The sequence below is a fragment of the Massilia sp. ST3 genome, from assembly GCF_018119405.1.
GTDB lineage: Bacteria > Pseudomonadota > Gammaproteobacteria > Burkholderiales > Burkholderiaceae_D > Telluria.
On sequence record NZ_JAGPWC010000066.1, the window covers coordinates 1 to 20,769 of the forward strand.

At 65.5% G+C, this 20,769-nt stretch carries 28 protein-coding genes and 1 tRNA gene; 11 read left to right on the forward strand and 18 right to left on the reverse strand.

Going from position 1 to position 20,769, the window contains the following annotated elements; genetic code table 11:
• Positions 1-183: 183 nt before the first annotated feature.
• A complete protein-coding gene (locus KBW98_RS18855; protein ID WP_211521706.1) occupies positions 184-759 on the reverse strand; it encodes an outer membrane beta-barrel protein in 576 nt (191 codons plus the stop codon).
• Positions 760-933: 174 nt separating this feature from the next.
• A complete protein-coding gene (locus KBW98_RS18860) occupies positions 934-1,500 on the reverse strand; it encodes an alpha-ketoglutarate-dependent dioxygenase AlkB (protein WP_307727612.1) in 567 nt (188 codons plus the stop codon).
• An 82-nt stretch (positions 1,501-1,582) separates the two neighbouring features.
• On the opposite strand from KBW98_RS18860, the gene KBW98_RS18865 reads away from it, so the two are divergent.
• Entirely contained in the window at positions 1,583-2,167 is a 585-nt protein-coding gene (locus tag KBW98_RS18865) for a molybdopterin-dependent oxidoreductase (RefSeq protein ID WP_211521708.1), read from the forward strand.
• A gap of 16 nt (positions 2,168-2,183) precedes the next feature.
• Here the strand turns inward: KBW98_RS18865 and KBW98_RS18870 are convergent, their stop codons facing one another.
• The 7 genes from KBW98_RS18870 to KBW98_RS18900 all read right to left on the reverse strand — a co-directional run bounded on the left by KBW98_RS18870 (position 2,184) and on the right by KBW98_RS18900 (position 7,377).
• The gene (locus KBW98_RS18870) at positions 2,184-2,546 is read right to left on the reverse strand and encodes a hypothetical protein (RefSeq protein WP_211521709.1); all 363 of its coding nucleotides are present in this window, start codon (positions 2,544-2,546) and stop codon (positions 2,184-2,186) included.
• Positions 2,547-2,690: 144 nt separating this feature from the next.
• The gene (locus KBW98_RS18875; protein ID WP_211521710.1) at positions 2,691-3,068 is read right to left on the reverse strand and encodes an MAPEG family protein; all 378 of its coding nucleotides are present in this window, start codon (positions 3,066-3,068) and stop codon (positions 2,691-2,693) included.
• A 17-nt stretch (positions 3,069-3,085) separates the two neighbouring features.
• The gene (locus KBW98_RS18880; protein ID WP_211521711.1) at positions 3,086-3,910 is read right to left on the reverse strand and encodes a Rossmann-like and DUF2520 domain-containing protein; all 825 of its coding nucleotides are present in this window, start codon (positions 3,908-3,910) and stop codon (positions 3,086-3,088) included.
• 1 nt (position 3,911) lies between these two features.
• Entirely contained in the window at positions 3,912-4,505 is a 594-nt protein-coding gene (locus KBW98_RS18885; RefSeq protein ID WP_211521712.1) for a DUF924 family protein, read from the reverse strand.
• Positions 4,506-4,541: 36 nt separating this feature from the next.
• On the reverse strand, positions 4,542-5,288 hold the full coding sequence (locus KBW98_RS18890; RefSeq protein WP_211521713.1) for an MgtC/SapB family protein: 747 nt from the start codon (positions 5,286-5,288) through the stop codon (positions 4,542-4,544).
• Between the two features lie 8 nt (positions 5,289-5,296).
• The gene (locus KBW98_RS18895) at positions 5,297-5,560 is read right to left on the reverse strand and encodes a hypothetical protein (RefSeq protein ID WP_211521714.1); all 264 of its coding nucleotides are present in this window, start codon (positions 5,558-5,560) and stop codon (positions 5,297-5,299) included.
• On the reverse strand, positions 5,560-7,377 hold the full coding sequence (locus tag KBW98_RS18900; RefSeq protein ID WP_211521715.1) for an aminopeptidase P family protein: 1,818 nt from the start codon (positions 7,375-7,377) through the stop codon (positions 5,560-5,562). The genes KBW98_RS18895 and KBW98_RS18900 overlap by 1 nt, the downstream gene beginning before the upstream one ends.
• A gap of 189 nt (positions 7,378-7,566) precedes the next feature.
• Between KBW98_RS18900 and KBW98_RS18905 the strand changes: the two genes are divergently transcribed.
• Positions 7,567-7,920, forward strand: a complete 354-nt coding sequence (locus tag KBW98_RS18905; RefSeq protein ID WP_211521716.1) for an MmcQ/YjbR family DNA-binding protein — start codon at positions 7,567-7,569, stop codon at positions 7,918-7,920.
• Positions 7,921-8,018: 98 nt separating this feature from the next.
• The gene (locus KBW98_RS18910; RefSeq protein ID WP_211521742.1) at positions 8,019-8,603 is read left to right on the forward strand and encodes a hypoxanthine-guanine phosphoribosyltransferase; all 585 of its coding nucleotides are present in this window, start codon (positions 8,019-8,021) and stop codon (positions 8,601-8,603) included.
• 147 nt (positions 8,604-8,750) lie between these two features.
• Here the strand turns inward: KBW98_RS18910 and KBW98_RS18915 are convergent, their stop codons facing one another.
• The 3 genes from KBW98_RS18915 to KBW98_RS18925 all read right to left on the reverse strand — a co-directional run bounded on the left by KBW98_RS18915 (position 8,751) and on the right by KBW98_RS18925 (position 10,881).
• Positions 8,751-9,704 (reverse strand): nitronate monooxygenase family protein, encoded by a 954-nt coding sequence (locus tag KBW98_RS18915; RefSeq protein ID WP_211521717.1) that lies wholly within the window; start codon positions 9,702-9,704, stop codon positions 8,751-8,753.
• 83 nt (positions 9,705-9,787) lie between these two features.
• Positions 9,788-10,696: an MBL fold metallo-hydrolase gene (locus KBW98_RS18920; protein WP_211521718.1), complete on the reverse strand. Its 909-nt coding sequence runs from the start codon at positions 10,694-10,696 to the stop codon at positions 9,788-9,790.
• Positions 10,687-10,881 (reverse strand): DUF1289 domain-containing protein, encoded by a 195-nt coding sequence (locus tag KBW98_RS18925; protein ID WP_211521719.1) that lies wholly within the window; start codon positions 10,879-10,881, stop codon positions 10,687-10,689. Before KBW98_RS18925 ends, KBW98_RS18920 begins: the two co-directional genes overlap by 10 nt.
• 113 nt (positions 10,882-10,994) lie before the next feature.
• On the opposite strand from KBW98_RS18925, the gene KBW98_RS18930 reads away from it, so the two are divergent.
• Positions 10,995-11,474, forward strand: coding sequence for a hypothetical protein (locus KBW98_RS18930; protein ID WP_211521720.1), 480 nt, complete (start codon positions 10,995-10,997; stop codon positions 11,472-11,474).
• 114 nt (positions 11,475-11,588) lie between these two features.
• On the opposite strand, the gene KBW98_RS18935 is transcribed toward KBW98_RS18930, so the two are convergent.
• The 3 genes from KBW98_RS18935 to KBW98_RS18945 all read right to left on the reverse strand — a co-directional run bounded on the left by KBW98_RS18935 (position 11,589) and on the right by KBW98_RS18945 (position 12,996).
• Complete coding sequence (locus KBW98_RS18935) at positions 11,589-12,014, reverse strand: hypothetical protein (RefSeq protein ID WP_211521721.1); 426 nt, start codon at positions 12,012-12,014, stop codon at positions 11,589-11,591.
• A 146-nt stretch (positions 12,015-12,160) separates the two neighbouring features.
• Positions 12,161-12,460, reverse strand: coding sequence for a hypothetical protein (locus KBW98_RS18940; RefSeq protein ID WP_211521722.1), 300 nt, complete (start codon positions 12,458-12,460; stop codon positions 12,161-12,163).
• 101 nt (positions 12,461-12,561) lie between these two features.
• On the reverse strand, positions 12,562-12,996 hold the full coding sequence (locus KBW98_RS18945) for a thioesterase family protein (protein WP_211521723.1): 435 nt from the start codon (positions 12,994-12,996) through the stop codon (positions 12,562-12,564).
• Between the two features lie 122 nt (positions 12,997-13,118).
• Here KBW98_RS18945 and KBW98_RS18950 point away from each other — a divergent pair, with 122 nt between their 5' ends.
• A complete protein-coding gene (locus KBW98_RS18950) occupies positions 13,119-14,159 on the forward strand; it encodes a PHB depolymerase family esterase (RefSeq protein WP_211521724.1) in 1,041 nt (346 codons plus the stop codon).
• On the opposite strand, the gene KBW98_RS18955 is transcribed toward KBW98_RS18950, so the two are convergent.
• Entirely contained in the window at positions 14,156-14,347 is a 192-nt protein-coding gene (locus KBW98_RS18955) for a cysteine-rich CWC family protein (RefSeq protein WP_211521725.1), read from the reverse strand. The genes KBW98_RS18950 and KBW98_RS18955 overlap by 4 nt on opposite strands.
• A 180-nt stretch (positions 14,348-14,527) precedes the next feature.
• On the opposite strand from KBW98_RS18955, the gene argB reads away from it, so the two are divergent.
• From argB to pabB, 5 genes are all read left to right on the forward strand, one after another.
• Positions 14,528-15,457 carry an acetylglutamate kinase gene (gene argB, locus KBW98_RS18960; protein ID WP_211521726.1) on the forward strand — a complete coding sequence of 310 codons (930 nt, stop codon included), beginning with the start codon at positions 14,528-14,530 and terminating at the stop codon, positions 15,455-15,457.
• 67 nt (positions 15,458-15,524) lie between these two features.
• A tRNA-Thr gene (locus tag KBW98_RS18965) sits at positions 15,525-15,599 on the forward strand.
• A 94-nt stretch (positions 15,600-15,693) separates the two neighbouring features.
• Complete coding sequence (locus tag KBW98_RS18970; RefSeq protein ID WP_211521727.1) at positions 15,694-16,422, forward strand: pyrimidine 5'-nucleotidase; 729 nt, start codon at positions 15,694-15,696, stop codon at positions 16,420-16,422.
• Positions 16,423-16,448: 26 nt separating this feature from the next.
• Positions 16,449-17,027, forward strand: a complete 579-nt coding sequence (gene slmA / locus KBW98_RS18975) for a nucleoid occlusion factor SlmA (RefSeq protein WP_211521728.1) — start codon at positions 16,449-16,451, stop codon at positions 17,025-17,027.
• The gene (gene pabB / locus KBW98_RS18980; RefSeq protein WP_211521729.1) at positions 17,028-18,851 is read left to right on the forward strand and encodes an aminodeoxychorismate synthase component I; all 1,824 of its coding nucleotides are present in this window, start codon (positions 17,028-17,030) and stop codon (positions 18,849-18,851) included.
• Here the strand turns inward: pabB and KBW98_RS18985 are convergent.
• Positions 18,848-19,435, reverse strand: coding sequence for a glutathione peroxidase (locus tag KBW98_RS18985; RefSeq protein ID WP_211521730.1), 588 nt, complete (start codon positions 19,433-19,435; stop codon positions 18,848-18,850). The two genes, pabB and KBW98_RS18985, sit on opposite strands and share 4 nt — an antisense overlap.
• Positions 19,436-19,437: 2 nt before the next feature.
• Positions 19,438-19,860: a CoA-binding protein gene (locus tag KBW98_RS18990; RefSeq protein WP_211521731.1), complete on the reverse strand. Its 423-nt coding sequence runs from the start codon at positions 19,858-19,860 to the stop codon at positions 19,438-19,440.
• 112 nt (positions 19,861-19,972) lie between these two features.
• On the opposite strand from KBW98_RS18990, the gene KBW98_RS18995 reads away from it, so the two are divergent.
• Positions 19,973-20,593: a peptidoglycan recognition family protein gene (locus tag KBW98_RS18995; RefSeq protein WP_211521732.1), complete on the forward strand. Its 621-nt coding sequence runs from the start codon at positions 19,973-19,975 to the stop codon at positions 20,591-20,593.
• Positions 20,594-20,769: the final 176 nt, after the last annotated feature.

Sequence of the window (20,769 nt, forward strand, 5' to 3'; positions counted from 1 at the left end):
GTTTTGGGGGGCCGGGCTTGCCCGCCCACGCGGTGATAGTTAGCGGTGCCGTTTTCGCGCGCGGGCTGGCAAAGGTAGTTTGAACGCGTGGGCGGGGAACCCGCCCACCCTACAGCGAGCCGTAACTTAATTCATACAAACAAAAAGGCCCCGCAGGGCCTTTTGTTCTGAAACGCGACGCAATCAGAAGCTGTACTTCGCCCCGATCGTCCACACATTCGGCTTGGCGCCGAAGTCCTTGGTCTTGCCGTAGCGCTCGTACTCGGCAATGAGGGACACATCCTGGTTGATGTTGTACTGCAGCCCCAGCGCGCCATACGCCTCGGTCTTGGTCTGGCTGCGGTTCATGACGGCATTGACCGTTTCGAGCTCGTTCTTGTTGCGCGCCACGCCCAGCTTGGCGTAGGCCAGGAACTGCTCGTTGATCGGCATGCTGGCCTTGCCGGCCAGGTAGAGCGAATGGCCCTTCGTTTCACCGGAGGCGCGCACGCCGCCGAGCGAATAGTTCACGCCCGAGCTGCGGAAATCGGTGTAGCCCGCTTCCACGCCCCAGTTACGGTTGAAGTCAACACCACCGAACAGCTTGCCCGACGCCTTGTAGCCGTCGGCGTCGACGCTCGTCGCGCCGGCCGGCAGCGAATTCTGGTGGTCGGCGCTGGCCACGCCCACGCCCACATAGGCGCGCGGGGTGTCCTGCTGGGCCTGGGCAGCCGACATGGCCGCCGCGGATGCGATCACTGCAAGTAAAAACCTCTTCATTACGAACCCTCTTTCTTGCTCTAGTTCGCGATTCCCAATGAATCGCGATACGGCCACGATAGCATTGGCAAAAATGGAAAACCGTGCCGAATCCGTAAAAACTGTAATCAGATGTTACATAATGACCGCAAGGTCATTAACGATGTCGGTAAATTAGCGATGGAAGATGAAACTTTAGAGGATTTTACGGAAAGTTAGATTGATACGCGGCCCGAGCGGTTTGCTCGTTTTATTGATCCCATGCAACCAATTCTGTTGCGTAGGTCCACTCATCAAGAGCAGGCCGCCGTCCGTTAGCGGCAGGCGCAACGTTTCTTTCGACCGTTTGTGGCGCAGGATAAAGATGCGTTCCGCCCCAAAGCTGAGCGAAGCGATGGCCGGTTCCCTGCCGAGCTCGGGCTCGTCGTCGGCATGCATGCCCATGCTGTCGCGTTCGTTGCGGTAGTAGTTCAGCAAGACGCTGTTGTAGTCGCATCCGGTTGCTTCCTGCACGGCGGCGCGGATCGTCTCGAGCAGGGGCGTGAACGGCGCCGGGTCCAGGGTGAGGCCGGAATAGCGGTAGGCGGCCTCGCCATACCAGGCGCTCAGCCGCGGCTGCAGGTGGCGCTTGCCGTAAACCAGCACGGTCTCCTCGCGCCAGGCCGTTTCCCGGATCAGGCGCGCCAGCACCTCGGCGTTCGGCCAGGGCAGCGGCAGCTGCTGCAGCCAGCCGAGTTCGCCGTCCGGCAGCGGAATCGGCATCAGGCCGGGGCTTGGGCTAAATAAATCCATTGTGCAAGTTTGGGCGCTATGATGGCGGCTTTCCACGGAAGGACATTTTCGCATGGACAAACGCCACTTCCTTGGCGCCGCCGCGCTTGCCGGGGCCACGCCCGTACTGGCCGCATCGCGCAAGCCAAGCCTGGGCGCGCGCGGCCCGGCGCTGCTGACCATCACCGGCGACGTCAAGCGCAGCAACCGCGGCCCCCTCGATCCCGCGCTCGACCAGATGATGCACAAGCAGAAGCTGGCCTTCACCCAGGCCTACGCCATGGATTTCGCTGCGCTGGCAGCCCTGCCCGCGCGCACGATCCGTCCGACCCTGGAATATGACGGCAAGCCGCACAGCCTGCGCGGCCCGCTGCTGGAAGACGTGCTGGCGCAGGCGGAAACAAGGCCGGGCGATGCGGCCAAGGTCGTGCTGCGTGCGGTGGACGGTTATGCGGCGGCAGTGGAGATGCGCCAGCTGCGCGCCTGGCAGCTGATCGTCGCTACCCACCTGGACGGCAAGCCGATGCCGCTCGGCGGGCTCGGTCCGCTATGGGCGGTGTACGACGCCGACCGCGTGCCGGAGATGGCGAAGCGCCCGCTGAACGAACGCTTCGGCGCCTGTCCCTGGGCGCTGTATCACATCGAGGTGCAGGCTTGAATCGCCCGCCGCTGGATCAACGGTAGGCTTCCGCCAGGCTCATCACGCGCGGCGCGAGCTTGATGCCGACGTTGCCGAACAGCGCGTCCAGCGCCGCCAGGTTGGCGGTGCATTCTTCCGACTTCCAGCCGTTGAACAGGTCGGTCCCATCCTTCTGGAAATGCAGGTCGAGAACCTTGCCCTTGTCCTTGTGGACGTAGCTTTGCTCATGGACGTTTTTGAAACCCAATTCAGCCAGGCCGGCGAGGATGGATTGCGGCGGATTGTCCGGGTCGGTCGCCATGAAAACGCCGAAAGTCTTGCCGGGCGGCTTGGCCGCGACATCGACCTCGTAGATGCCCGGGGCCTTGGTAACGCTGGTGCTCTTCAGAAACAACATCCTGTTCTCCCTTCCAGATACCGCGCCGGCAAACTCCAAGAGATGGCGCGCGGATCGACTGTGTAATGTGCTTAGTGATCTAGCTTATTGCCACCTGGGAACTTTGTCGATCTTTCTGTGCAGTTTCTCACCAGTTTCTTCATGTTAGCGCAGCAATAAACCCACAACTGTTGCGCCAATCAAACCCGCACAGGCAAGCATGCCAAGAATGAAACCCGCTTCGCGCCTGGCTGGATCGCGGTAATAGCCGAGCGCATACAGGATCCGGGCGGCGCACCACAGCAGGCCGCCGGCCGCGGCCCAGGCGTCGCCGAGGAAGGAACCGCACAGGAACAGGGGCACCAGCACCAGCGGCAGCTGCTCGAGCGTGTTCATCTGCACGCGGTGGGCGCGCAGGAAGCTTTCCGGACCGTCCATCGAAGGCGCCGGCACGCCGGAGCGGGCACGCGCCCGGGCGGCATTGGCCCAGGTCCAGAAATAAACGCCCAGCACGGCCAGCGCGGCCCATGCGGTCAGTACCATGTCTTCTCCTTGGATATTCAGGTTTTCTTGCGCGCGGCCAGATCGGCCGTGGGCGCCACCAGCGCTTCGTAGAGCCGGCCGGTGGGCGCATCCCATTGCGCCAGCGCCGCCTGCTGGCGCGCCACGGTGGCGAAGTCGCCGCGCGCCACCGGCCCGCTGAGGGCGGCGGCCGGGCCGAGGCGGAATACGTTTGCCAGGGTCTCCTCGGCCAGCGGGCGCGCCAGTTCGCGCGCCACGTCCTCGGGCACGCCGGCCGCCTCGTAGGCGCGCAGCGAAGCGTCCAGCACGGTCACCAGGTAGTTCGACGCGAACACGGCGGCGGCGTGGTAGACGGTCTTGGCGGCAGGGTCGATCGGCACCAGGCGCGCGCCGATGGTTTCAAAAGCGGGCGCCAGCAGCGCCAGCGCCGCCGGGTCGCCTTCGATGCCGCAGAAGGTGCCGGCGAAGGCCTGCGCCACCCCTTCCGGATCGGCGAAGCTGCGGATCGGATGCACGCTCGCCACCCAGGCCCCGGCCTCGCGCGCCGCCTGCAGTTCGCTGGAGGCCTTGGCGCCGCTGCAATGGAACAGCACCGCGCCGTGCAGGTCGTGGACCCGGGCCAGCTCGGCGCACACGGGCGCGATCTGGTCGTCGTTCACGGCCAGCATCCAGGCGCGCGCCGGGCGCATGCCGGCCAGCGACCGCGCCGCGCTGCCCGCGCCGATGAAGCCGAGCGCCTGGTGCGCGCTGGCCTGCGAGCGGGTCAGCAGGTCTTGCGGCAGGAAGACGCCGTGGGCATGGAACAGGCGCCCCAGGGCGCGTCCGACGTGGCCCGCGCCGACCAGGTTCAGGGCCGGCGCCACCTCAGAAACCCGAACCCGGCTGGCGCAGGTACTCGGTTTCGTCAGGCGTCGAGGCGCGGCCCAGGATAGCGTTGCGGTGCGGGAAGCGGCCGAAGCGCGCGATCACGCCGCGGTGGCGGTGCGCGTAGTCGAGGGTCTCGGTGAAGCCCGGGTGTTCCTGCGCGAGCGCGGTGAACAGCGCCACCGCCTGTTCCTGCATGCCCGCATCCTCGGCATGCTCGAAGGGCATGTAGGCGAAGGAGCGCTCGACCGGCGACAGTTGCAAGTGCGCGCCGGAATCCACCAGCTCGCGCGCGGCCGCCAGCGCCAGGGTGTCGCCGGCGAACGACGCGGGGGTGTTGCGGTGGGCATTGCGGGTGAACTGGTCGAGCACCAAAATGCGCGCCAGCACGCCGCGCGCGCCCAAGGCATCCCATTCGCGCAGGCCGCCCGCCACCGCACTGGCGATGGTGGCGCCGAAGCGCTCACGGATCTGGGTGTCGAAGGCCTCGTCCTTGCGGAACCATTCCGGACGCTGCTTGCCGTGGCCTTCGTGCGTGGGTGGCAGGAACCAGAAATCGAGGACGTCTTGCGCGGTAGGGCTTGATGCTTGCATGGCTGTTCCGGTTTTGGATAACTGTTTTTATCAGAGTCAGTTGCGGGCGTGCGAGAGCTGGAAGGCCTCGACGCCTTCGAAGGCGGCCAGCTCTTCGGCCAGCTCGTGCAACGGCGCGCCGGTCTTGCGCGACAAGGCCAGCGCCACGAAGCGCCATTCCTGGCGCCCGTTGTCGCTGCTGATCGTGACCGAGCTGCCGGCGATCTCGTAGCCGCGGTCCAGCGCGGCCTGGCGCAGGCCTTCCTCGCGCGGCAGGAAGTCGGGCTTGAAGCGCATCCGCACCGCCACGGCGTGGCGCGCCGGCAGGAAGCTCTCCAGGCGGTTCAGGTAGATCATGATCATCGCCGAGAAGAAGGCCAGGCCCATCGCCGCCAGGTAGAAGCCGACGCCGACCAGGATGCCGATCGCGGACGAGGCCCAGATCGAGGCCGCCGTGGTCAGGCCGCTGATGTTAAAGCCTTCGCGCATGATCACGCCGGCGCCGAGGAAGCCGATGCCGGTCACTACGCCCTGGATGATGCGGGTCGGGTCGACCGGCGCCAGCAGGCCGGCGTTGCCGCCGCCGTACCAGAAGTCCGGATAGCCGGCCAGGATGGTCAGCGCCGTCGAGGCCATGCACACCAGGCCATAGGTGCGCATGCCGGCGGCGCGCCCGTGGTAGGCGCGCTCGTAGCCGACCAGCAGGCCGAGCGCCAGCGCGCCCGCCAGGTGCAGCAGGATCAGCGCATTGGTGAAAATCTCGGGCCCCGACCAGTAGGCGGCCAGCAGTTCGGTTTTATTCATGCAATGGCCTATTCAGGCTTCTTCTTGACCAGCTGCTTCTCGAAGGCGAGGTCGTGTTTGCTGATGCGCTTCACTTCCTGCGGACCGAGTCCGTTCACGAAGGCGACGAAGTCGTCCAGCTCGAGCGGTGCGCACAGCGGCGGCGCGCCGGGCGCCTCGGACAGGAAGAAGGCGCCGTCGCCGGTGCGCGCCATCGAATAGCCCGGGTTGCCGGTGCGCTTCTTGAGCCGCTCGACGGCCGCGCTGGCGCGGGTGGAACGTCCGCTGGCCATCAGATCGCCTCCGTACGCAGCATCAGCCAGTCGCGCGCGGCGCCCTCGACGTGCGGCGCCAGGCGGGTGCGCACGGTGGCGTGGTAGTCGTTCAGCCACGCGATCTCATCCGGCCGCAGGATGTCGCGATCGATGCAGCGGGTGTCGATCGGGCACAGGGTCAGGGTTTCGAAGGCCAGGTACTCGCCGAACTCGGTGGTCTCGTGAGGGCGGTTGAGCACCAGGTTCTCGATGCGGATGCCCCAGCGTCCCGGGCGGTAGATGCCCGGCTCGATCGAGGTGATCATGCCCGGTTCCATCGCCGTGTGCGGATCGGGCGGCGTCGAGGGCGAAATGGACTGCGGGCCTTCGTGCACGTTCAGGAAGTAGCCCACGCCGTGGCCGGTGCCGTGCCCATAGTCGATGCCGGCGGCCCAGATCGGCGCGCGCGCGATCGCGTCCAGCATCGGCGAGCGGGTGCCGCGCGGGAAGCGCGTCGACGACAGGTTGATCAGGCCCTTCAGGACCAGGGTGGTGTCGCGCTTTTGCGCCTCGGATGGCGTGCCGACCGGGATCACGCGCGTGATGTCGGTGGTGCCGCCCAGGTACTGGCCGCCCGAGTCGATCAAGAGCAGGCCGTCGCCTTCGATGACCGCGCAGGAATCAGGCGCGGCGCGGTAGTGCATGATCGCGCCGTTGGCATTGAAACCGGCGATGGTCGAGAAGCTCGGGCTGATGAAATTCGGCCGGCGCGCGCGCGCCTGCGTGATGTGGGTGTCGATGTCGACTTCGTTCAGCGGCGCGCGGCCGGGATTGGCCAGCAGCGGCTCGAGCCAGGAGAAGAATTCGCACAGCGCCGCGCCGTCCTGTTCCATGGCCGCGCGCACGTTGGCCGCTTCGCCTTCCTGCTTGCGCGACTTGGCGAAGGTGGTCGGGTTGACCGCTTCCAGCACGTGCACGCCCTGCGCCACGGCGTCGCGCATGCCGGCCGTCACGCGGCGCGGATCGACCAGCAGGGTGGCGCCGTCGGGCAGCGAAGCCAGGGCATGCGCCGCGTTGGCATAGGGCGCCAGGTGCACGCCATCATGCTCGAGGCGCGCACGCAGCTCATGCGGCACCTTGCCTTCGCCGACGAACAGGGTGGCGTCGGCGCGGCCGATCAGGGCATGCGCCAGGAACACCGGATTGAAGCTGACGTCGCTCCCGCGCAGGTTGAACAAGTAGGCGATGTCGTCCAGGGTCGAGATGAAGTGGAAACCGGCGCCATGCGCCTCCATCGCGGCGCGGGTCGCGGCCAGCTTCTCGAGCCGCGTGACCATCGCATGCGGCGCCAGGTGCTCGAACACCGGGTCGAGCGGCAGCGCCGGGCGCTCGCTCCAGACCTCGTCGAGCAGGTCGATATCGGTGCGCAGCGTGACCCCGCGCGCATCCAGCGCCTCGCGCAGCAGCCGTGCGCCGGCCAGGCCGAGCACGCGCGCGTCCACCGCCACGGTGCCGCCCGCATGCACGTTGGCCGCCACCCAGTCGACGTGCAACTGGCTCGCCGCGCCGGGGATCTTCATCAGCTGGATTTCCGAGCCGCCGAGTTCGGTCTCGGCCTGGGTCCAGTAACGGCCGTCGGTCCAGACGCCGGCGAAGTGCGCGGTGGCGATGAAGGTGCCGACCGAGCCGGTGAAACCGGACAGCCATTCCCGGCCTTTCCAGTGGCCGGGCAGGTATTCCGAGAGGTGCGGATCGCTCGACGGCACGATATAGGCGTCGATGCCGTGGCGCGCCATGGCGCTGCGCAGTTGGGCCAGCCGTTCGTCGCGGGCGCGTTGGAACTCAGGGGTCGACATAGATGGCATTTGTTTTGTTTTCCAAGCCACGTATGATACGCCGCAATCCCGGGACGTGGCGCGGCGGATTATTGCGTCACGACATCGAATTCAAGAGGAAGCGCCCCGGGAGGCGGTAAGATGGCGCCTCATGACAGACAAGACCGGCCACGCAGGCCGGCAGCGATCGGCGAACCTCAGGAGACACACATGGATTTCGAAGCGGCCAAGGACGTATGCCGGACTTTTCCCGGCTGTACCGAAGACATCAAGTGGGACCACGACATCGTGTTCTCGGTCGGCGGCAAGATGTTCGCCGCCACCAACGCCAGCTCGCCTGCCGAGGGCATCAGCTTCAAGGCCGAGGACGACCGTTTCCTCGAACTGACCGACCGTCCGGGCATCATCCCGGCGCCCTACCTGGCGCGCGCCAAGTGGGTCCACGTGAACGGCGAAGCGTCGTTGGACGACGCCGAAGCGGCGGCGCTGCTGCGCCGTTCCTACGAGCTGGTGTTCGCCAAGCTGACGCGCAAGCTGCAGCGCGAGATTAACGAAGCTGCCTGAGCCATTTTCTCTGTTCCAAGCGGAACGCCGCCTATGCCGGGCTTGGCGCATAATGGCCCGGCCACTACTAGACCTGTATGACCATGCAAGAAATTCCTCTGCCAGAGTTCCATGACGAGCGCGCGCGTGCGCTGCTGGCCAATGCGCGCGAGATCGTCACCCCGGAACAAGTCCAGGCCGCGGTGCGGCACGTCGCCGACCGCCTCAACGAACGCTTCGGCAAGGCGGGCGACCCCGCGTTTCCGCTGGTGCTGGGCGTGATGGGCGGCGCGGTGGTATTCACCGGCAACCTGCTGCCCCAGCTCGACTTCCCGCTCGAGTTCGACTACATCCACGTCAGCCGCTACGGTGACGAGGACCGCGGCGGCCAGATCGTGTGGAAGGTCATCCCGCGCCAGAACGTGGCAGGACGCACGATCGTCGTCGTGGACGACATCCTGGACGAGGGCGAGACCCTGGCCCACGTGAAGCAGCGCCTGCTCGACATGGGCGCGGCCGAGGTGATCGTGGCGGTGTTCGCGGACAAGGACCTGGGGCGCAAGAAACCGATCCAGGCGGACCTGGTGGGGCTGACGGTGCCGAACGACTTCGTGGTCGGGTTCGGGATGGATGTGTATGGGTACTGGAGGAATTTGCCGGGATTGTGGATCATTCGGCAGGAGGATTTGAAGCAGCCGGGTTAATACCCGCTGCGTGTAAACGTCATCCCCGCGCAGGCGGGGACCCAAGTTGGCGTGCTCAGTGGCTGCGCAACGAACTTGGATCCCCGCCTGCGCGGGGATGACGGTTTTTAGGTTTGCGGGTTGAAAAATGCAACGATCTGCGCGCTCTTACAGCGCCAGCCGCCTGCGCGCCGCCGCGTATTCCTGCTTCAAACGCTCCACCATCTCCGCCACGGTCGGCACGTCATCCATCAAGCCCACGCCCTGCCCCGCGCCCCAGATATCGCGCCAGGCCTTGGCGCTGCCCGAACCGAAGCTCATCTTGCTCTTGTCCGATTCCGGCAAATTGTCCGGATCCAGCCCCGCCGCCTCGATGGATTTCTTGAGGTAGTTGCCGTGCACCCCGGTGAACAGATTGGTGTACACCACATCCGCCGCGCTCGAGCTGACGATCGCCTCGCGGTAGGCGTCGGTGACGTTCGATTCCTTGGTCGCCAGCCAGCGCGAACCGATGTACGCGAAGTCCGCGCCCATGGCCTGGGCGGCCAGGATCGCATCGCCGGTCGCGATCGAACCCGACAGCGCCACCGGGCCGTTGAAGAACTTGCGCACCTCGCCCACCAGCGCGAACGGCGACAGCGCGCCCGCGTGGCCGCCGGCGCCGGCCGCGACCAGGATCAGGCCATCCACGCCCGCTTCCAGCGCCTTCTCGGCGTGGCGGATCGACACTACGTCGTGCAGCACGATGCCGCCATAGCTGTGCACGGCGTCCAGCATTTCCTTCGGCGGCGCGCGCAGCGAAGAGATGATGATCGGCACCTGGTGCTTGACGCAGACTTCGACGTCATGCGCGAGCCGGTCGTTCGACTGGTGCACGATCTGGTTGACCGCGATCGGGCCCACCCTGGCGCCTGGATGGGCTTCCTGGTAGTCGGCCAGCTCGCGCTGGAGGTCGGTCAGCCAGGTGTCGAGCAGCTCGGCCGGACGGGCGTTCAGCGCCGGGAAGGAACCGACGATGCCGGCCTTGCACTGGGCCGCCACCAGCGCGGGACCGCTGGCGATGAACATCGGCGATGCGATGACGGGAAGAGACAGGTTTTGCAGCACGGGGGGCATCGTCATGGATGGCTCTCGGATGGCGGTTGATCGGATCGTGTCCGGGCATTATGCCCCGAAAAAAGAACGATCGTGCTAGATTTTTGATTCTAAACGTCGCGCAGGGTGTCTTTATCCACGGCCGCCGCCCCGGCGCGCACCAGCGCCTCGACAGCCCAGCGGCTCAATTCCCCGGTCGGCATGCCCAACTGTTCGCGCCCGACGCGCTCGACTAGCGGAATCGAGGCCAGCAGCGCCGGCAGCTCCGCCAGCGCGATCTCTCCGCGCTCCAGCAGCAGGAACTTGAGCAGCACCTTGACCGCATTGCGGGCGTTGCGCAGCGGGTCGGCGCTCAGGTAGTCCAGCCGGGTCCTGGCCCGGGCAAGCGCGCCCGCCACATCGGTAAACGCGGCGCCGTGCCCGGGGATCACCACGCGCGCATCCAGCCCCGCGATCAGGTCCAGGGTGGCGCCCACCTCCGCGAAGCCCGGTTCGCCCGTTAGCTCAGGGAAGATCACGCCGAAGCCATCTTCCCACAGGGCGTCGCCCGCCACTAGCACGCCTTCCGCTGCACAGAAAAACAGCAGCGCATGTGGATCATGGCCGGGTGCGGCCAGCACGTCCCAGCGCAGGCCGCCCAGCACCAGGCTGTCGCCCGGCGCCAGCGTCGCATCGAAGGCGAAGCGCGGGCATTGCTGGCCCGTGGCGCGGAAGCTGAGCGTGTCCTCATCCCAGGCGGCTACCTTGGGCGCGTCGGCCGCAGGAATGGCGACCCGGCAGCCCAGCGCCGCGCGCAGCAGCGCGTTGCCGCCGCAATGGTCGGAATGCAGGTGGGTGTTGAGCAGCAGGTCGAGCGGCCGTCCGCCCAGGCCGGTGCGCACCAGCGCCAGGGTCTGGTCAGCATGGGTCGCATAGCCGCTGTCGATCAGGGCCGTGTCATCCGGCCCAGTCAGGAGCACGCTGTTGGACGAGAGCCAGCCGCGCTCCAGGACGCGCACGCCTGGAGGGATCAATCCCACTGGATCTCGGTTTCGCGGCGGCGGATCTCGGCCCACACCGCGCGCTTGTAGTCGTCGCTGGCCGTGCCCCAGGCGACGATCTCGTCGATGGTGCGCAGGCAGCCGCGGCACAAGCCGGTATCGGGCGCCATCTGGCACACGTTGATGCAGGGCGAAGGGATCGGCGTGGGCAGTTCTTGGTTCATGCGCAGGAAATAATAATGAAACCGGAACCCGCATTATCGCGCGTTCGGCTGGGGGACGCCGCGTTGGCGCATCCGCCACTATACTGGCCCTTATGCGAATACCAAGAACCCCGATGCCCTCACGCTTCCTCCTCGCCGCCATCCTGCTCGGCGCCAGCTGCGCCGCTTTCGCCCAGACCCTCAGTCCTGACGGCTACGGCAAGGTGCGCTTCGGCGACCGTCTCGCCACGGCGGAAAAGCGCGTCGGCCAGCGCGCCACGCCCCGGCCGCGCACCGGCGAGTGCGCGATCGTGCGCTTCAAGCGCTATCCGCGCGTGAGTTTCATGGTCGAACAGGGGCGCATCGTGCGCGCCGACGCGAAGACCATCGTGCGCAACAGCGCGGGCGTCACCTCGGCCATGCAGGTCGAGGAAGTGCTGCGCCACCATCCGCATGCGCGTGTCGAACCGCACAAGTACGAGGCGGACGGCAAGTACATCGTCCTGCGCAAGGGGACGAGCAAGGCGCTGATCTTCGAAACCAGCAAGAACAAGCCGAAGCGCGTGCGCGCCGGTCTGAAACCTGCTGTGGATTACGTGGAAGGCTGCTCGTAGTCGTGCACGGAAGTTGGTTGATGAATGACCGCTTTTGACCCATTGCGGACGTTCACAGTTGAGATCTTTGGTAGCGTTGAGTGGGCTGAAATTGAACACTGGCCCAGGGTTCAATCAAAATGGATAGTCATCGTGTCGTGTTACAACTGGAATGCCTTTGTCGCTCCTCAGGACTTGCTCGACGATATCAATGAGATCCAACACATTCTTTGAGACGTCGACCTTCCTGAACTTTGCCCATGACCATTTCCTCGTTTTATGTATGGATGGAAGCAGTGCGTATTTTTCTGGGTTTCCAGTTACGCCAGGGTCAGAATAAATACAAAGCCCCATCTTAAAGTCGCCGCGTTCAACTTCCAGCCACCAACCCCAGTCCTCATTACAGTAAGTTGGCACATTGATACCGACGAGCGGAAGTTTGGACTGCAGGTATTGGCAGAGGGCCTTCCCATACATATGCTCGTTGGTGATCTCCTGATCTTCACCAGGTAGGACAGGAAATTTCCTACTTTCGATAAGCAGACAGCTCTGGGGAATCACGTTGCTCCTTATGAGGGCAGCCCAGGTCAGAGAATGACCGCGCTTGGCCGAAGCCGGCCGTTCAGCTCAGCATAGCAGGTCGCCAAGGCCGAAAAATCGCAGACTGTCACGAAGGACCGGATGCGACCCACAGCAGACGCTTCCGATCATTGAGATCGAGATTGGCGAGCCGTCGCAAACGTCACGCCTGTCGCCTCGATCTTGATGAGATCGCCGGACTGCATTTCAATTTCATACTGCCCGCTGGTCGGAACAGAAAAAGAATTGATCGACACTGATCGTCCCCAGCCTTGCTTTCGCGGCAAAGTCAGATGCGAAACCTCAGAGAACGTAAGCATGCACCGTCCCAAAGTGCCATGGTCTATATCGGCAACGCACGTGCCGTCATCCCATTCCAGACGCATGGCAATCAGCGTCGCATCGTGCCATTCGACACCTTCGATCATTGAATTCTCCTGAGCCATTCAAGGTCTGACTGCATGTCCGCTCTTGGCCGATTGCGGACGTTCCACGAACGTCTCCGCTGACCTCTAGTCTCATGCGGTGATTACGTTACTCCACGATAGGCATCCTGCTTGCGCGCCATCTTCTCGGCAAAACGCCCGGTATCGATCATGCAGCGCTCATGCGTCCCTTCGCACACCTTCTCCACGTCGTCCCAGGCCTCAACCCGAAACAGCACCCGGCGCCCATCCACCTCCACCACCTCGCCACGGATCGTCAACGTCATGCCCGGCGGCGTCGGCGCCAAGTGACGGAAGTTGACCATGGTGCCCAGACTCTGCTCCCGCGGCCAGTCTACAAATTCCATCATCCCGTGCAGGCAAGCCAGTTCCATCATGCCGACGAGGTAACCCGTGGCCAACACGTCCGGCATTTCCCGGCAAAACAAGGTATCGTGGTAAAGCTCGGGCACGGTAGCGCGTGCCGGCACGGTGTACTGCCATTCAAAGCGATGGCCAGGTTGGAAGCTAGGTTTCATGTCCGTAGAGTAACGCAAGCGCCAGCATTGTGCGCATCCTGAAAGGGGCCGTTCGACAACGCCTGCAAGGTTCGTGTAAGCGAGCGGGCCGAGATTGACCTCATGCACCACAAGGAGAGCACATGAAGCTGAACAGGAAATTGCTTGCCCAGGTGCGCGCCGCGACTCGCACCCTGATGCGCAAGGGACCGGCAGGAACGGGGGCCGTGATCCACGAAGCGATGAAGAACGCCACGGCGATACAGCGCGCGGCCATGCGCGACATGGCGGTGGTAATGCCGGCGGTGCCGGCGCTGGCCGACCTGCCTTTCACCAACCGGGACACGCTGCCGGGCAAATTCATCGACGGCAGCTACACCAACGAGGCCGGCAGCCGTGACTACAAGCTGTACGTGCCGAGCACCTATACGGGCGAGCCCGTGCCGCTGCTGGTGATGCTGCACGGCTGCACCCAGGACCCGGAGGATTTCGCCAAGGGCACCGGCATGAACGCGCTGGCCGAGGAGATGGCCTTCCTGGTGCTGTATCCGGCGCAGAGCAAAGGCGCGAACCCTTCGCGCTGCTGGAACTGGTTCAACGCGGTCGACCAGCAGCGCGGCCAGGGCGAACCCTCGATCATCGCCGGCATGACCAATACCGTCATGGCGCGCCACGCGGTCGACGCCGGCCAGGTCTACGTGGCGGGGCTCTCGGCGGGCGGGGCGATGGCGACCATCATGGGCACCTTGTATCCGGACCTGTACGCGGCGGTCGGCGTGCATTCCGGCCTGCCCTTCGCCTCGGCCAGCGACCTGCCGTCGGCGCTGGCGGCGATGAAGGGGGAGTTCCGGCGCGCCGAGGCGCCCGGCAGCGCGCTGCCCATCATCGTCTTCCACGGCGACCAGGACACCACCGTGCACCCGTCCAATGGCGAGGAGCTGGTGGCGCAGGTGGCGCGCGAGCTGCGGCGGCGCCCGGCGGTGGAACCGGGACGGGTGCCGGACGGCCACGCCTACACGCGCACCGTGCACCGCCACGACGACGGCACCGTGCATGCGGAGCACTGGGTGGTGCATGGCGCCGGCCACGCCTGGTTCGGCGGGAACGCGCTCGGCAGCTATACCGACGGCAGGGGGCCGGACGCAAGCCGGGAGATGCTGCGCTTCTTCCGCACGCGGCGCTAGGCGGCGGGCTGGGCGCGCGCCTGCGCGGCGGCCTCGATGTGGGCGCGCAGGCAGGCCGGGCACCAACAGCCGATGGCTTCCTGCGGCACGGGTACCGCCGGCGGCAGCGCGGTGCACCAGCAGGGTTCAAGCGCGCCGTCCGCCATGGCGCAGCCGAAGGTGGCGCCGCAGCGCGTGCAGACGCTCATCGGCTTGCTCCTGCGGCAGTTGAAGAAGTTAACGCTTTATAAAGATGTGATTTCACGGTGGCGAGCCCTCGGTGCGACCTGCCATAAAATACAACAAGACGCCCTATAATCTGCACAAGTTTTACGCTAATTGCACGGCGTTTGCCTGTAAAATCTCGCGACATTATTTTCGGACCCTCCATGAACGCTCATCTGACCAGCCTGACGACCGACGAACAGACCAGCGACCTCACCAAGGTCTCGCCTCAGATCAAGGCGCAGATCCTGGCCGAGGCGCTTCCGTATATTCGCAACTTCCACGGCAAGACCATCGTCATCAAATACGGCGGCAACGCCATGACCGACGAGCGCCTGAAGCACGGCTTCGCGCGCGACGTCATCCTGCTCAAGCTGGTCGGCATGAACCCGGTGGTGGTGCACGGCGGCGGTCCGCAGATCGACAATGCGCTCAAGAAGATCGGCAAGCAGGGCACCTTCGTACAGGGCATGCGCATCACCGACGAAGAGACCATGGAAGTGGTCGAGTGGGTGCTGGGCGGCGAAGTCCAGCAGGACATCGTGATGCTGATTAACCACTACGGCGGCCAGGCGGTGGGCCTGACCGGCAAGGACGGCGGCCTGATCCGCGCGCGCCGCATGGCGATGCCGGACAAGGACAAGCCGGGCGAGTTCCTCGACATCGGCTTCGTGGGCGAGATCGACGCCATCAACCCGGCGGTGGTCAAGGCGCTGCAGGACGACGCCTTCATCCCGATCATCTCGCCGATCGGTTTCGGCCAGGACGGCCAGGCCTACAACATCAATGCCGACGTCGTCGCCGGCAAGATCGCCGAGATCCTGAAAGCCGAAAAGCTGATCATGATGACCAACATCGCCGGCGTGCAGGACAAGAACGGCAAGCTGGTCACCGACCTGTCGGCGCGCGAGATCGACGAGATGTTCGCGGACGGTACGATCTCGGGCGGCATGCTGCCGAAGATCTCGTCGGCGCTGGATGCGGCGAAGTCGGGCGTCAATACCGTGCACATCATCGACGGCCGTATCGAACACAGTTTGTTGCTGGAAGTCTTGACGGAACAGGCTTTTGGCACTATGATCCGGTCGCACTAAAACATTCGCGGCAGGTAACTGCCTCAAATGTTCGTCACGGCGGGCACTGCCCACCGCGACTCTACCCGCCCTTGTAGCTCAGTGGTAGAGCACTCCCTTGGTAAGGGAGAGGCCACGTGTTCAATCCACGTCAAGGGCACCATCTCTCTTCCCCTCCCCATCGTCGAGCTCCGCTGCGCAGTCGCGTCCGGATGGCTATAATCGCATGTTGCAACCATTTTGCTTCATGCATAACCGTGGCTACTTCGACTCTCCGCGCGCCGGTCTGGCTGTTTGACCTGGACAATACGCTGCACGACGCCTCGTACGCCATCTTCCCGGCGATCAGCGCCAACATGAACATCTTCATCGCCCGCGTGCTGGGAGAGAACGGCATGCCCGCCAACCAGGCCGCCGTCGATGCCGCACGCCTGGGCTACTGGAAGCGCTACGGCGCCACCTTGCTCGGCATGATCCGCCACCACAAGGTGCGCGCCGCCGACTTCTTGCACGAGACCCACGACATCGGCCCGCTGGACCGCATGATGCGCGCCGAGCGCGGCCTGGCGCGCCTGCTGCGCCGCCTGCCGGGCCGAAAGATCCTGCTGACGAACGCGCCCACCCGCTATTCCACCGAGATCGTGCGCCGCCTGAAACTGCACAATCACTTCAGCCAGCACATCGCGATCGAAGACATGCATGTGCACGGCCAGCTGCGTCCCAAGCCCTCCAAGCTGATGCTGCGCCGCCTGCTGCGCCGCCATGGCGTGAGCGCGCGCCGCTGCGTGCTGGTCGAGGACACCCTGGCCAACCTGAAAAGCGCCAGCCAGCTCGGCCTGCGCACGGTCTGGGTCACGCAATACCTGCGCATGAGCGATCCGATTGGCCGCGCGCCGCTGCCGCGGACCCTGAAACGCCCCGGTTACGTCGATGTCAAAGTAAAATCCGTGCGGCAACTTCCCGCACGCCTCAACCGGCTGCGCTAATCACGACCACCATTCACTAGGACACCATGGCAAGTACCAAGCCAGGCCAGCGCAAGCTGCAAATCCTCCAGGCCCTGGCCTCGATGCTCGAGCAGCCGAAGGGCGACAAGATCACCACAGCGGCCCTGGCGGCGCGCCTGTCGGTGTCCGAGGCCGCGCTGTACCGCCACTTCGCCAGCAAGGCCCAGATGTACGAGGGCCTGATCGAGTTCATCGAGTCGACCGTGTTCGGCCTGATCAACCAGATCAGCGAGCGCGAGGAAGGCGGCGTGGAGCAGGCCCACGCCATCCTGCAGATGCTGCTCGGTTTCGCCGCCAGCAACCCGGGCATGACGCGCGTGCTGATCGGCGACGCGCTGGTGGGCGAGGACGAGCGCCTGCAGCTGCGCATGAACCAGTTCTACGACAAGATCGAACTGGCCTGCAAGCAGGCGCTGCGCGTGGCCGTGACCCAGGGCCACGGCGCCGAGGCCGACGTCGCCGCGCGCGCCAGCCTGCTGGTCAGCTACGTCACCGGCCGCTGGCACCGTTTCGCCAAGAGCGGCTTCAAGCAGAACCCGGCCGAAGGCACGGCCCTGCAGCTGTCGCTGCTGCTTGCCGCCTGAATGGATACCCCGGAAGTCTTCGCGCTGCTGGACGACGCCTCCGCCACCCAGGAGGCCGGTTCGCGGCTGTATAACGGGCATGCAGGCAGCTTGCGCTGCGATGATGTCTCCGAATGGCCGCGGCTGCTTGACGCGCTCCAGGAGGCCCTGCAACGCGGCCTGTACGCCGTGCCGCTCCTGAGCTATGAACTGGGCGCGCACCTGCAAGGCCTGCCCGCCAGGCCGCTCGCCGGACCGCTGGCGCAAGTGCTGTTGTTCACCCAGTGCGAGCGCATGACGGCGTCGCAGGTCGAGGCCTGGCTCGCCACCCGCAGCGCCGGCGCCGAGACGGCCGGCGTGGCCGGCATCCATGCCAACGTCGACGAAGCCGCGTTCACCGGCGCCATCAAGCGCATCCGCGACTACATCGCCGCTGGCGACACCTACCAGGTCAACTACACCTACCGCCTGCGCTTCGAGGCCTTCGGGCCGCTGTTCGGCCTGTACACCCGCCTGCGCGCGCGCCAGCCGGTACCCTATGGCGCCCTGGTGTCCCTGCCCGACGGCGGCGCCCTGCTGTCCTTCTCGCCCGAGCTGTTCGTGCGCCACCAGGCAGGCACCTTGCTGGCGCGGCCCATGAAAGGCACGGCGCCTGCCAGCGGCGACGATGCGGTGGACGAAGAACGCGGCAAGGCGCTGGCGCAGGACACCAAGAACCGCGCCGAGAACCTGATGATCGTCGACCTGCTGCGCAACGACCTGGGACGGGTCGCGCAGACCGGCAGCGTGCAGGTGCCGGCGCTGTTCGAGGTAAGACGCTACGGCGCGGTGCTGCAGATGACGTCCACGGTGCAGGCGCGCCTGCGCGAGGACGCCGGCCTGCGGGACATCTTCGCCGCGCTCTACCCTTGCGGCTCGATCACCGGCGCGCCCAAGCGGCGCACGATGGAGATCATCCACGAACTGGAGCCGGATGCGCGCGGCATCTATACGGGCGCGATCGGCTGGTTCGATCCGCCGCAACAAGGCGACGGCCGCGCCTTTGGCGACTTCTGCCTGTCGGTGCCGATCCGCACGCTGGCCCTGCAGCCGCAGGAGAACGGCGTGCGGCGCGGAGAACTCGGTGTCGGCGCGGGCATCGTCTACGACAGCGACCCGCAGTCGGAATTCGCCGAATGCCAGCTGAAGGCGCGCTTCCTGACCGGCCTGCACAACGAGTTCGAGGTCTTCGAGACCCTGCGCGCATCCTGGGACGACGGCCCGCGCCACCTGGAGCAGCACCTGGACCGCATCGAAGGCTCGTGCGCCTACTTCGCCCTGCCCTTCGACCGCGGCGCGGCGCGGCGCATGCTGGTGGACGCCTGCCTGGCCCTGCCGCATGGGCAGTTGTACCGCCTGCGCCTGTCGAATTCGCGCGCACACGGCCTGCAGCTGCAGTCAGGCGCCATGACAGAGCTGCACGAGCCGGTCACGGTCCTGCTGGCGCCGGAACCCACCAGTGCGGACGACGTTTTCCTGCGCCATAAGACCAGCATCCGCAGCCGCTACGACGCGGCCTGGAAGGCGGCCGAGGCGCAGGGCGCCTTCGACATGCTGTTCTTTAACGAGCGGGACGAGCTGACCGAAGGGGGGCGCAGCAATGTGTTCGTGCGCTTCGGCGAGGTTTGGTACACGCCGCCGCTGTCCTCGGGCGTGCTGCCGGGCGTGATGCGCGGCGTGATGCTGGCGGCGCCGGCCTGGCACGCCAGCGAGCGCGTGATCACGCGCGCCATGCTGGCACAGGCCGACGACCTGGTCGTGTGCAATGCCTTGCGCGGCCCGATGAGGGCCGTGATCGCGGCTTAATTGGCCAGGGCCTGCTCGATCTTCGCGATGACCTGCGGATCCTCGGGCGTCACCTTGCTCGGGAAGTGCTCGATCACCTTGCCGTCACGGCCGATCAGGTATTTGGTGAAGTTCCACTTCGGTTCCTTGCCGGTGATTTTCGCCAGCTCCGCGTGCAGCGGATTGGCTTGCGGGCCGGAGACCACGCTCTTGGCGAACATCGGGAACTTGACGCCGTAGGTGTTGAAGCAGAAGTCGGCGATCTCCTTCGAGGAGCCCGGCTCCTGCTTGCCGAAGTCGTTCGACGGGAAGCCCAGCACCACGAGGCCGCGGCCGCCGTACTTGGCATAGATCTTTTCCAGTCCTTCGTACTGCTTGGTGAAGCCGCAGTAGCTGGCCGTGTTGACCACCAGGACCACCTTGCCGGCGTACTGGCACAGGTCCTGCGGCGCCTCGTCCTGCAGGCGCTTGAAGTTGTGCTTGAGGATGGCCGGGCAGCTCATCGGCCGCGCGGCTTGCGGCGCGCCGGCGGCCTGCTGCGCCAGCACAGGCTGGCTGAGGAGGGCGGCCGCGAAGGCCAGGGAGAACGTGGAGAGTTTCATCATGGTCAGGCGTTGAGATTGCGGTGTTCGATCTTGATGCAGTGGTTCATGACCACGTCCAGTCCCGCGGCGCGGGCCAGGTCGGCCGCCGCCTGGTTCTCGATGTCGAGCTGCATCCACAGGCAGCCGGCGCGCACCGCGATGGCCTCGCGCGCGATTGGCGGAATGTCCTCGGACTTGCGGAAGCAGTCGACGATGTCGATGCGCTGGCCGCTGGCCGCCAGGGCATCGGCGGCTTCCTGCAGGGTGGCGTGCACGGGCTCGTCGAGGATGGTCTGGCCGGCATAGCTCGGGTTGACCGGGATGACCTGGTAGCCGGCGTTTTTCAGGTATTCGGCGACGCCATGGCTGGCGCGATCAGGCTTGTTCGACAGGCCGACGATGGCGATGGTTTTGCTGTCCTTGAGGATCTGGGGGATGCTTCGCATGGTGTGAATGAGTAGTTCAGGGTTCGCTGTTAGCTTATCAGGTTTGCATCACGGCTGGCGTGGCGCGTGCAAACGTGGAAAGATGCGGGTTCCGTCCCTACCTGATTGTTCAATGCGCCTCCCTGCCCTTCTCAGCCTTGCCGTCCTGCTGGCGGCCTCTCCTGTCCAAGCCCAGCAAGCGCTGGCGGAGGTCGAACGCGCCATCGTGCCCGTGGCGATCTGGGGCGGCACCCCGGCGGACCCGTCGAAGGCGCGCCGCCACACGATCAAGCAGGTCACCCTGCACCACCAGGGCGAGCCCTTCCTTCCCGGGACCGATCCGCAAGCCTACCTGCGCCGCCTGCAAACCTGGTCGCGCACCAGCAAGGGCTGGCTCGACATTCCCTACCACTACGTGATCGACCTCGACGGCAAGGTGTATGCGGCGCGGCCGATCGGGTTCGCGGGCGATACCAATACCGAGTACGACCCGGCGGGGCATGCCTTGATCGAGGTGGTGGGTAACTTCGAGGAGGTGGAGCCGAACCAGCGGCAACTGGATGCGGTGGTGGACGTGATGGCGATGCTGGCGAAGAAGTATGGGGTGTCGCTGGATGATATTCGCAGTCATCGGGATCATTCGGACAAGACCGTGTGTCCGGGGGCGAATCTGTACCGGTATATGAAGGAGGAGTATTTCCGGCACAAGGTGGCCTTGAGGCTGGCGGGGGAGCAGGCGCGGGCATCACAGTGAAGTGGTGCAAGCGTGCATCTCACTGCGTTGCGGAATTGGGTCCCCGCCTTCGCGGGGATGACGTTGTTTTAGTTTGCGGGCTACTTCAATCATCGCGAGTCAGTACCCGCCGCACGTCATCCCCGCGAAGGCGGGGACCCGAGTTTGCCCGCATCAAGTTAGCACTCACTACCACC